The organism is Kitasatospora sp. NPDC059817 (genome assembly GCF_042731835.1).
Taxonomy (GTDB): domain Bacteria; phylum Actinomycetota; class Actinomycetes; order Streptomycetales; family Streptomycetaceae; genus Kitasatospora.
In genome coordinates this window covers 1-9,829 of record NZ_JBHWIR010000232.1, presented here as the reverse complement: position 1 = coordinate 9,829, position 9,829 = coordinate 1, and the positions used below count along the sequence as shown (strand labels likewise).

9 protein-coding genes are annotated in these 9,829 nt (G+C 74.4%); 6 read left to right on the top strand and 3 right to left on the bottom strand.

All coding sequences use genetic code 11. The features are described from left to right. The first annotated feature begins 187 nt into the window (after positions 1 to 187). Positions 188 to 592: a hypothetical protein gene (locus ACFV61_RS31600; RefSeq protein ID WP_380495348.1), complete on the top strand. Its 405-nt coding sequence runs from the start codon at positions 188 to 190 to the stop codon at positions 590 to 592. A 4-nt stretch (positions 593 to 596) separates the two neighbouring features. On the opposite strand, the gene ACFV61_RS31595 is transcribed toward ACFV61_RS31600, so the two are convergent. Continuing rightward, entirely contained in the window at positions 597 to 1,517 is a 921-nt protein-coding gene (locus tag ACFV61_RS31595) for a polysaccharide lyase (protein WP_380495345.1), read from the bottom strand. A gap of 288 nt (positions 1,518 to 1,805) precedes the next feature. Between ACFV61_RS31595 and ACFV61_RS31590 the strand changes: the two genes are divergently transcribed. Further along, positions 1,806 to 2,177: a YciI family protein gene (locus tag ACFV61_RS31590; protein WP_063350380.1), complete on the top strand. Its 372-nt coding sequence runs from the start codon at positions 1,806 to 1,808 to the stop codon at positions 2,175 to 2,177. Beyond that, entirely contained in the window at positions 2,174 to 3,394 is a 1,221-nt protein-coding gene (locus ACFV61_RS31585) for an RNA polymerase sigma factor (protein ID WP_380495343.1), read from the top strand. Before ACFV61_RS31590 ends, ACFV61_RS31585 begins: the two co-directional genes overlap by 4 nt. 65 nt (positions 3,395 to 3,459) lie before the next feature. Here ACFV61_RS31585 and ACFV61_RS31580 read toward each other — a convergent pair whose 3' ends face one another. Both ACFV61_RS31580 and ACFV61_RS31575 read right to left on the bottom strand, forming a co-directional pair. Beyond that, positions 3,460 to 4,122 carry a DUF6461 domain-containing protein gene (locus ACFV61_RS31580; protein WP_380495341.1) on the bottom strand — a complete coding sequence of 221 codons (663 nt, stop codon included), beginning with the start codon at positions 4,120 to 4,122 and terminating at the stop codon, positions 3,460 to 3,462. 270 nt (positions 4,123 to 4,392) lie between these two features. Then, positions 4,393 to 5,829 carry a purine-cytosine permease family protein gene (locus ACFV61_RS31575; RefSeq protein ID WP_380483590.1) on the bottom strand — a complete coding sequence of 479 codons (1,437 nt, stop codon included), beginning with the start codon at positions 5,827 to 5,829 and terminating at the stop codon, positions 4,393 to 4,395. 71 nt (positions 5,830 to 5,900) lie between these two features. Between ACFV61_RS31575 and ACFV61_RS31570 the strand changes: the two genes are divergently transcribed. The 3 genes from ACFV61_RS31570 to ACFV61_RS31560 all read left to right on the top strand — a co-directional run bounded on the left by ACFV61_RS31570 (position 5,901) and on the right by ACFV61_RS31560 (position 9,720). Next, on the top strand, positions 5,901 to 6,533 hold the full coding sequence (locus tag ACFV61_RS31570; RefSeq protein ID WP_380495338.1) for a TetR/AcrR family transcriptional regulator: 633 nt from the start codon (positions 5,901 to 5,903) through the stop codon (positions 6,531 to 6,533). Between the two features lie 48 nt (positions 6,534 to 6,581). Further along, positions 6,582 to 8,225: an amidohydrolase gene (locus ACFV61_RS31565; RefSeq protein WP_380495336.1), complete on the top strand. Its 1,644-nt coding sequence runs from the start codon at positions 6,582 to 6,584 to the stop codon at positions 8,223 to 8,225. A 142-nt stretch (positions 8,226 to 8,367) separates the two neighbouring features. Next, complete coding sequence (locus tag ACFV61_RS31560) at positions 8,368 to 9,720, top strand: erythromycin esterase family protein (protein WP_380495334.1); 1,353 nt, start codon at positions 8,368 to 8,370, stop codon at positions 9,718 to 9,720. The last annotated feature ends 109 nt before the right edge of the window (positions 9,721 to 9,829 follow it).

Sequence of the window (9,829 nt, the reverse complement as noted above, 5' to 3'; positions counted from 1 at the left end):
CCCCGCGCCACCCCCAAACACCCCCCCCCCTGGGGGGGGGGCCCGTGCGCGCGCCCCCCCCCCCCCCCCCCCGCCGGGGGGGGGGGGGCCCCCCCCCCCCCCCCCCCGGCGGCACCACGTCCCAAGGACACTGCGCCCCAAGGACACCGCGCCCCGACAACATCGCGCCCTGTGAAGGAGGAGAGCCGTGACGGTGCGAACGATCGCGGCAGCCGCCCTGCTCGCCCTGGCGGCCGGCTGCTCGTCGAACACCGGCCCCGCCGCGCCGGGCCCGCCCGCCCTGGTGCTCGACGAGCACGCCGACGGCACGACCGTGCGGGTGGCACCCGGCACCGTCATCCGGGTCGAGCTGCACAGCACCTACTGGTCCCCGGCCGCCGGCGACAGCCCGCGGACGCTGCGTCCGACCGCCACCGCGACCACCCCCGCCCCCTCCTGCCGGCCGGGCGGCGGCTGCGGCCAGGTCACCGCCGGCTTCCTCGCCGCCTCCCCCGGCACGGCCCGTCTCTCCGCCCACCGCACCACCTGCGGCGAGGCACTGGCCTGCCCGCCCGGCCAGCGGGCCTTCACCGTGACGGTGACAGTCGGCTGACGGGTCAGTGCTGGACGCCGGAGGACAGCGAGAAGTCCGCGAAGTAGGCACGCTGGGTACTCGCCGGGCCCCAACTGGTGTCGTGGCCGCCGTAGAAGGTGGAGAAGAACACGCCGCCGAAGGGGATCCCGCCGATGCCCGAGGCCACCCCGCGCGCCGCGTAGACCTGGCGGCCGTCGTACCAGACGGTGACGTCCCCGGTGCCGCGGTCGACCAGCTGCTCGACGCTGTGCCACGCGCCGTCGGCCTGGAACCGCCAGTCGCCGAGCCCCTCGTCCACCCCGTAGCCGGTCGGGCCGGAGTTGGTCGGGGTGTAGAGGTAGACCTCGCCGTTGTCCGGCACGCCCTTGGCGCCGCGCCACATGTAGCGCGTCGACCAGCCTGCGCCGTGGTTGCCGCCCGACTCCTCGCCGATCCTGCCGCCGTACAGTCCGGGCAGCTTCCCCGCCTTGCCCCAGTCCCGGCCGGCCGGGAACTTGAGGGAGTACTTCAGGTCCAGCGTGTTGCCCTGGGCCAGGGCGGACAGGCCCAGGCTGGTCAGATCCGTGTAGAACTGGCCGCCGCCCGGGATCGGGCAGTCGGCGCACTGGTTGGAGGAGGACCCGGCCCCGTAGACGACCTGGAGCGCCGAACCGCCCCCGGGAGCGGCCGCGTCGTCGACCGCGCTCAAGTCCGAACCGCCCCACGTCCCCTGGTCGGCCGCGCCCCAGGCGTGCTTCCACTGGTCCGTCCCGTAACCGCGGAACTGGCCGGTCCAGGCCGTCTTCCCGCTCGCCACCGCGGCCGGCGCGGCTCCCCTCGCTCCCTCGGACCCCGAGGCGGCCGGCGCGGCGATCGAGGCCGCGGCGGGCGACGTCGACGGGGCGCAGGCGGCCAGGGCGGCGGCCGCGAGCACCGATCCGAACACACGACGAGTGCTTTTCATGACTGCCCCTCCCGACGGGACCGGGCCGGGACGGCCCACCCGCTCCATGTGACGCTCCGCCACCGGGTCACAGTAGCGGCGCCCGATGTGACGTGACCATCACACTCCCGGGTGACGGCGGGGCGGGGTCCCCGGCCCCCGGCCCTCCCGATGCGGGCGATGTGCGAGGTGGCGCTGCGGCCGCGAAGATTCCTCCGAACGTCCGGCGGAGGACGTCAAGACCGCGGCGACGGCTCCGACCACCGGTCGAGGAGCCCAGCCGGGCCCGCGAACCACGAGGAGCACGAGATGAAGTTCCTGATCAGCCTGCACATCAACCCGGCCGTGATGGACGCGCTGACCGACGAGGAGAAGGCGGCGATCGGCCACGGCCACGGCGAGTTCATCGAGGCGCTGAAGGCGTCCGGGGAGCTGATCACCACCCAGGCACTGGTCGATCCGACCCAGGCCGCCGTGGTGACCGTGCGCAACGGCCAGCCGGTGGTGACCGACGGCCCGTTCCTGGAGGCCAAGGAGTACCTGGGCGGCTTCTACCTGATCGATTGCGAGGACAAGGAGCGGGCGATCGCGCTGGCGGCGCTGATCCCGGACACCGCGATCGAGGGCCTGGGGGTCGAGGTGCGGCAGGTGATGTTCGCCGACGGACACTTGGAGGCATGACAGCACCGGACTTCGAGGACCTGCTACGTGCGCTCACGCCGCAGGTCCTCGGCACCTTGGTTCGCCGGTACGGCCGGTTCGAAGGGTGCGAGGACGCCGTCCAGGAGGCCGTTCTCGCCGCCACCGTGCAGTGGCCGTCCGAGGGGATGCCGGACAATCCGCACGGCTGGCTGGTGACCGTCGCGGCCCGGCGGCTCATCGACCAGTTGCGCCGCGACCGCGCGCGCCGCGAACGGGAGTCGGCGACGGCCGCCGAGGTGGTGCCGCCGGAGGTGCCGGACACCGACGACACGCTCGTCCTGCTGTTCCTGTGCTGCCATCCGACGCTCACCGCGGCCTCCCGGACCGCCCTGACGCTGCGGGCGGTCGGCGGTCTGACCACCGCCGAGATCGCCCGCGCGTTCCTGGTGCCGGAGGCCACCATGGCGGCCAGGATCAGCCGGGCCAAGCAGCGCATCAGGGCCGCCGGCAGCTCGTTCGCCCTGCCGGACGGCGCGGAGCGCGAGGAACGGCTGCGGGTCGTGCTGCACGTGCTCTACCTGATCTTCAACGAGGGCTACACCGCCACCTCCGGGCCGGAGTTGCACCGCCCCGACCTCGCGCGCGAGGCGATCCGGTTGACCAGGACGGTGCACGCGCAGCTGCCCGGGGACGACGAGGTGACCGGGCTGCTCGCACTGATGCTGCTGACCCACGCCCGCCGGGAGGCCCGGACCACCCCGGCCGGCGACCTGGTGCCGCTGGACGAGCAGGACCGCAAGGCCTGGGACCGGGCGCTGATCGACGAGGGCGTCGGACTGGCCGAGGCGGCGTTGGCCGGCCCGACCCTGGGGCCCTACCAGTTGCAGGCCGCCATCGCGGCCACGCACGCCGACGCGGCCACCGCCGAGGAGACCGACTGGCCCCAGGTGCACGCCCTCTACCTGATCCTGGAACGGATCGCGCCCAACCCGATGGTCACCCTCAACCGGGCGATCGCGCTCGCCGAGACCGACGGCCCGGCCGCCGGGCTGGCCCTGCTGTCCGCCCTGGACGGTGACGGGCGGATGGCCGGGCACCACCGGCTGCTGTCCGTCCGGGCGCACCTGCTGGAGAAGGCCGGCGACCCGGCCGGCGCCCACGAGCACTACCGGCGCGCCGCGAAGGCCACCGCCAGCCTCGCCGAGCGGCGCTACCTGGAGGCCCGGGCCGCCCGGACCGGGCCACGCTCCGGCTGAACACGCGTCCGGGGCGTCCAAAACGTCCAGCGCGCGGCCGGGGCGGGCCCGGGGCCGGCCCCGGCTCAACGACCCGGCGGATCCATCCCCGGCCTGCCCCGCACCGCGTACGTCGGCAGCCGCAGTTCGCCGAGGACGGCCCGGGGCAGGCTCAGCCCGAACCGCCGCCCGACCGCGCCGAGGGTGCGGCGGCGGACGGCCGCGGGCGGCTCGCCCCCGGGACCGCGGGTGATCCCGTCGGGCTCCAGGACGCCTGCGGCGACCAGCTCGGGGACCAGCAGGTCGGGCTCCCGGCCCCAGCGCCAGCGCTCCTCGGCGAGGCCGAACCCGCACAGCACGGCGCCGTCGCGGGCGTAGTCGAGCAGCGCCGGCGGGTGGTCCGGCATCGGGCGGAAGTGGACCACCTCGACCCCGTCGCGCGCTATCTCGGTGAGCCGTTCGCCGCCGGTGGAGTCGCCGTACTCGACCGCGAAGGACCAGTCACCGGACTCGCCGACCCGGATCACGCCGTCGCCGTCGTCGCTCGGGCGGAACGCCTCGATGTCGAGGTCCCACACCTCGGTGCCGCTGAGCGGCCCGGCCGCGGCGGCCGGATCGGCGCCCATCCGGCGGGCGAGCTCCTGCGGCGGTATCCCCCGGGCGAACAGGACGCCGTCGACGGAGCGCCCGGCGTCCGCGAGCCACCGGATGCCCTCCTCGCCCCCCGCCCCTTCGGTACCGTCCGTCATGACGCCCCCTCACCTCGCGCCGGCCCGCGTGGCCGGGCCGCCGGTCCGCACCCTAACGGACGCCACTGACACTGATAGTTCTAACCGGGTCCCTGGTGGTCGTGGCTCTGCCACTGACTGACGCCCTGCTGGGCTGTCCTCCGGTTGTTCTGTCCGGCTGCCGGGGCCCGTTCAACCGGCGGTCCCCGGAAGCGTCCCGGCCGGTCGCCCTCAGCACCCTTCGGAGGAAGGGCAGTTCGACGGGGCCGTCGGACGGCCGCGCTCAGGCGCTCAGGCGCCCCGGCGGTTCAGCTTCCCGCGCATCAGCACCGCGTACACCGCCGCCGCGACGACCATGCCGACCGGCAGCGCGAGGTCCGCGCCGACGAGCGCGGCCACCGGCCCGGTGTACAGGGTGTCCACGCACAGCGCGGCGCCGGCCACCCCGGCCGCGAGGGCGAGCGCACCGGCCGGGTTGACGCCCGCCCGGTACCAGAAGGGGCTGCCCGGGGTCTCGTCCGTGAGCGCGCGGCCGTCGTAGCGGTTGCGGCGCAGCAGGATGTCGGTGGCGTAGATCGCGGTGCTGGGGCCGAGCAGGACGACGGTCAGCTGGAGCACGTTGCTGACGGTGTCGAGGAAGTTGGAGACCAGCAGCGCGTACAGCGTGAGGCAGACGGCGACGGTGCCGTCGACGAGCACGCTGAGCGTGCGGCGGATCCGGATGCCGACGGCTTGCAGGGCGAGGCCGGCGCTGTAGGCGGTGAGCGCGTTGACCGCGATCGTGCCGACGACCAGGGCGAGCAGGAAGACCGGGTCGAACCAGCCGGGCAGGATCCGCTGGAGGGCGGCCTGCGGGTCCGTCATGTCGACGGCGCTGGCGGCTAGTACGCCCAGGCCGCCGACGGCGACGCTGGGCAGGAAGCCGCCGAGGGCCGTCCAGCCGAGGACGGCGCGCGGGGAGGTGGTGTGCGGCAGGTAGCGGGAGAAGTCGGCGCTGGTGGTGTAGGACAGCGGGCCGGAGGCGATCAGGGTGACGCCGGCCAGGACGGCGGACCACAGGCGGGTGCCGGAGAGCGGTTCGGCGGGCGCGTAGCCGAAGTCGGCGTGCCGGAGCACCACGTACCCGACGACGGCGAAGGCGGCGGCGAGCGCCAGGGTGATCGGCAGGTAGAGCCGGAGGATCGCGGCGTGGCCGTAGACGCTGATGGTGAGCGTCACCACGACGATGGCCACCACGATGGCGATCTTGATCGGGGTGGTCGGGGTGATCCCGGCCTGCTCGGCGAGCGAGAACGCGGCGACGGCGGCCGCGGCGAGGTTGAGCGCGAAGTAGCAGACGGAGATCATCCAGCCGGTGACGGCGTTGTTCACGCGGTTGCCGAGGACGCCGTACATCGCGCGGGTGATGACCTCGCTGGGCGCGCCCGCGGCCGGTCCGGAGACCGCCAGCAGGCCGGTGCCCAGCCAGAACAGGTTGCCGACGACGACCACCGCGAACGCCTGGAGCAGGTCGAGCCCGGCCAGGACGAGGGCGCCGCCGACGACCAGGTTGAGGTAGTTGACGCTGGCCGCCGCCCAGACGGGGAAGAGTTCGCGGGCGCGGCCGCGCCGTTCGGTCTCGGGGATGTGGTCGATGCCGTGGACCTCGACCCGGCCGGCCCGCTCCTGCTGGAGCGGCGCGGCGGCGCGGGTGTCGGGGTGGGGGTGGTCCGGGAGCGTGGACGCCATTGGGGGCCCTCCGTGGGGGTGTCGTGCCCACCTGCTTGCTTATTGGTCGCACACTCAATAGCATCCGGCACATGACGTCAAGCGTTCAGCGCAAACGGGTCCGCAAATCCGCCGACGACCGGCGGGCGGAGATCGTCGAGGCAGCCGCCGCCGTCGCCCTCACCGAGGGCCTGGAGTGCATCACGCTGCGCAGGATCGCCGAGCAGCTCGACGTCCGCCCCGGTCTGATCAGCCACTACTTCCCCGCCGTCGAGGACCTCGTCGCCGAGGCCTTCGGCAGCGCCGCCACCGCCGAACTGGAGACGCTGCTGCCCGCCGACCCGCACGACGGGTCGCCACTGCACCACCTCGCACGGTTCTTCGCCCGCGCCACCGGGCCGGCCTACGACGACATGAGCCGGCTCTGGCTCAACGCCCGCCACCTCAGCCGCTACCGGCCCGTCCTGCGCGACCGGGTCCTGGAGCAGCAGGCCGGCTGGCGCGGACGACTCGGCGGCGTCATCGAGGCAGGCGTCACCCAGGGTGAATTCCGCACCGAGGACGTTGATGTGACGGTCCTTCAGATCCTGGTCGTGATCGACGGCCTCGCCGCCCACGCCAACACCGGCCTGCGCGACCACCCTTCCGCCGTCACCCGGCTCGCCGTGGCCACCGCCGAACGCGAACTCGGCCTGCCCGACGGCTCCCTCACCTGGAAAGACTGACCCCTCCGCCCCACAACTCCCCCGCCCCGCAGCACCGTTGGAGCCGATGTGCGCACCTCCCTCGCCCTCCTGTCCGCCCGCCTGCTCGACCCGGCGACCGGCGGCCCCCTCCCGCAGACCGCCCTGGCCGTCGCCGACGGCCGGATCGCCGCCCTCGGCGACGACCGGGAGATCCGCCGGCTCGCCGACGCCGCCACCACCGTGATCGACCTGAAGGGCGCCGTCGTCACCCCCGGGCTGGTCGACGGGCACCTGCACCCGGTCACCGGCGCCGAACTCACCCACGGCCTCGACCTCTCCGGCTGCACCGACCTCGCCGGGGTCCGCGCCGCCCTCGCCGCCGAGGTCCGCACCCTCGCCCCCGGCGCCTGGCTGCACGCCTGGGGCCTGGACCCGAACGTCTTCGGCGACCGGCCGGTGGAGTCCGCCGCGCTCGCGCCCGTCCTCGACGGCGTCCCGGCGCTGCTCCAACTCTTCGACGCCCACTCCATGCTGGCCAGCCCGCGCGCCCTGGAACTCGCCGGCGTCGACGGCCCGCGCAGCTTCGCCCAGGCCGCCGAGGTGGTCTGCGACGCGACCGGGCGCCCCACCGGCCTGCTGCTGGAGGACGCCGCCTGCGAACTGGTCGAACGCGCCGCCCCGCAGCCCACCCGGGCCGAACGCCGCGCCCGCCTGGCCGCCGCGCTCGCCGCCATGGCCGCCGCCGGCCTCACCGGCGGCCACGCGATGGACGCGAACGGCGACAGCCTCGACCTCTACACCGAACTCGACGAGGCGGGCGACCTGCCGCTGCGGCTGCGGGTCGCCCCCTGGTGCCAGCCCGGGGTGGACGCGGACGGGCTGCGCGCCCTCGTCGAGCAGCAGCACCGGGGCGGCCGGCTCTGGCGGGTCGACGGCGTCAAGCTGTTCATGGACGGCACCATCGACAACGGCACCGCCTGGCTGGAACGCCCGGACTGCCACGGCGAGTCCACCCACGCGTTCTGGCCCGACCCGGCGGAGTACACCCGCGTCATCGCGCACCTGCACCGCGCCGGCGTGCCGACCGCCACCCACGCCATCGGCGACGCCGCCGTCCGCCACGCGCTCGACGCCGTGGCCGCGGCCTCGGCACAGGCCCCGGGGACGGCCGCCGCCGGGGCGCGAACCGTCCGGCACCGGATCGAACACATCGAGACCGTCCCGGACTCCGTCGTGCGGCGCTTCGCCGAGCTGGGCGTGACCGCCTCCATGCAGCCCACCCACTGCTGCGACTTCACCCGGGCCGACCACACCGACAACTGGTCCCGCCGCCTCGGCGAGGAGCGCGCCGACCGCGCCTGGCGCTGCCGCGACCTGTGGGACGCGGGCGCCACCGTCGTGCTCGGCTCGGACTGGCCGATCGCCCCCTACCCGCCGCTCGGCGTGCTGGCCGGCGCCCGCCACCGCCGCCCGAGCCGCGACCTGACCCAGCCGCCGCACCACCCCGGGCAGGCGCTCACCGCGCTGGAGGCGCTGCGGGCGATGACCGTCAACGCCGCGCACGCGGCCGGGGAGGAGCAGCAGGCCGGCCGGATCGCCGTCGGGCACCGCGCCGACCTCACCGCCTTGGCCGCCGACCCGCTCACCACCCCCGCCACCGAACTGCCGGACGTCCCCGTGCTGCTCACCGTCCTGGACGGCCGCCCGACGCACCGCGCCGCGGCACTCTGACCCACCGGGCGGAGCCCGCATCGACGCAGGTCGGGGGTTATCCCCCCGAAGAACCCGGCGGTCGGCCCCAGCGCGCCGCACCCTCGCCGCGAACGATGATCATCTCACCGAGCTTTCGGGACAAGGAAACTGAGGAGAGATCATGACCACGGCGAACAAGCGGCGGATCGGCCGGCGCGGACTGATCGCGGTGACGGTGGCGGCCGTCGGCACCGCGCTGCTGGCCCCGGTGGCCTCCGCCGCCCCTGCGGCGGACGGCCAACGGGGCACGGTGGTCCGCGCGTTGGAGCGGTCCGCGCACCCGCTGCGGTCGACCGAGCCCGGCGGCAGCACCAGCGACCTGCGGGCGCTCGGCGCGATGGTCGGGGACGCCAAGGTGGTGGGCCTCGGCGAGGCCACGCACGGCTCGCACGAGTTCTTCACCATGAAGGAGCGGGTCTTCCGCTACCTGGTCCAGGAGAAGGGCTTCACCACCTTCGCCCTGGAGATGAGCTGGTCGGCGGGCCTGAAGATCGACAAGTACCTCCAGGACGGCAAGGGCGACGCCCGGCAGATCGTCAAGGACGAGCTGGGCCAATCACCGTGGGAGCGCCAGGAGTTCGTGGACCTGATCAGCTGGATGCGCGAGTACAACCGCCAGCACCCGGAGCGCCCGGTCCACTTCATGGGCGACGACGTCGGCGCCCCCAAGCTCGGCGAGGAGGTCTTCGCCCGGGTCGACGCCTACCTGCGCAAGACCGACCCCGCGGCCCTGGCGCGCGTCGACGGGCTGTACGCGGGCCTGCGCCCGCTCGACGACACCGTCGCCTACCTGATGAACCGGCCGGTGGCCGAGCGGAAGGAGAACGCCGCCAAGGCGCAGCAGGCGCTGGACCTGGTCACCGCCGCCAAGGGCGCCGGCGGCGAGGAGTACGACTGGGCCGTGCAGCACGCCCGCATCATCGCCCAGACCTTCGCCTTCGCCACCTTCGAACTCACCGACAAGGCCTCGGTGAACGCCGCGGAGGTCCTCCGCGACCAGGCCATGGCCGACAACACCGCGTGGTGGCAGCGCCACACCGGCGACCGGATGCTGCTCTCGGCCCACAACGGGCACGTCGGCTACCTGGCCAGCGATCCCGAGATGTACCCCAAGACGCAGGGCGCGATCCTGCGCGACACCCTCGGCCCGGAGTACCTGAACATCGGGTTCACCTTCGACCGGGGCTCCTTCCTCACCATGGGCGCCGCCCTCGGCACCGACTGGGAGAAGAACACCGTGCCCGCGGCCACGCCCGGCATGAACGAGTACACCCTGGACCAGGTCCGCCGCCAGGACTACTACGTCGACCTGCGCACCGCCCCGCGCGTGGTCCGCGACTGGCTGGACACCGCCCGACCCGTCTACGAGGCCGGGTCCACGTTCACGAAGGACCCGCTGCCCTCCGTCGCCCTCGGGCGGGCCCACGACGTCCTCATCCACCTCCACCAGGTCCACGAGGCCGAGAAGCTCTGACCTGACTCCGGCCCCGCCTAGGGCGTGTCTGACAATTCGCGTCGGATCAGCGCGCGGCGGTGGGCGCCCGGCTGGGCGTGCCGGCGAAGCGTCCTCGTACTGGGCCGTA

Bases quoted from the DNA above. Each gene is read 5' to 3' on its own strand.
- ACFV61_RS31585 (WP_380495343.1), top strand. From the start codon at position 2,174: ATGACAGCACCGGACTTCGAGGACCTGCTACGTGCGCTCACGCCGCAG.
- ACFV61_RS31570 (WP_380495338.1), top strand. From the start codon at position 5,901: ATGACGTCAAGCGTTCAGCGCAAACGGGTCCGCAAATCCGCCGACGAC.
- ACFV61_RS31595 (WP_380495345.1), bottom strand. From the start codon at position 1,517: ATGAAAAGCACTCGTCGTGTGTTCGGATCGGTGCTCGCGGCCGCCGCC.
- ACFV61_RS31580 (WP_380495341.1), bottom strand. From the start codon at position 4,122: ATGACGGACGGTACCGAAGGGGCGGGGGGCGAGGAGGGCATCCGGTGG.
- ACFV61_RS31575 (WP_380483590.1), bottom strand. From the start codon at position 5,829: ATGGCGTCCACGCTCCCGGACCACCCCCACCCCGACACCCGCGCCGCC.
- ACFV61_RS31590 (WP_063350380.1), top strand. From the start codon at position 1,806: ATGAAGTTCCTGATCAGCCTGCACATCAACCCGGCCGTGATGGACGCG.
- ACFV61_RS31560 (WP_380495334.1), top strand. From the start codon at position 8,368: ATGACCACGGCGAACAAGCGGCGGATCGGCCGGCGCGGACTGATCGCG.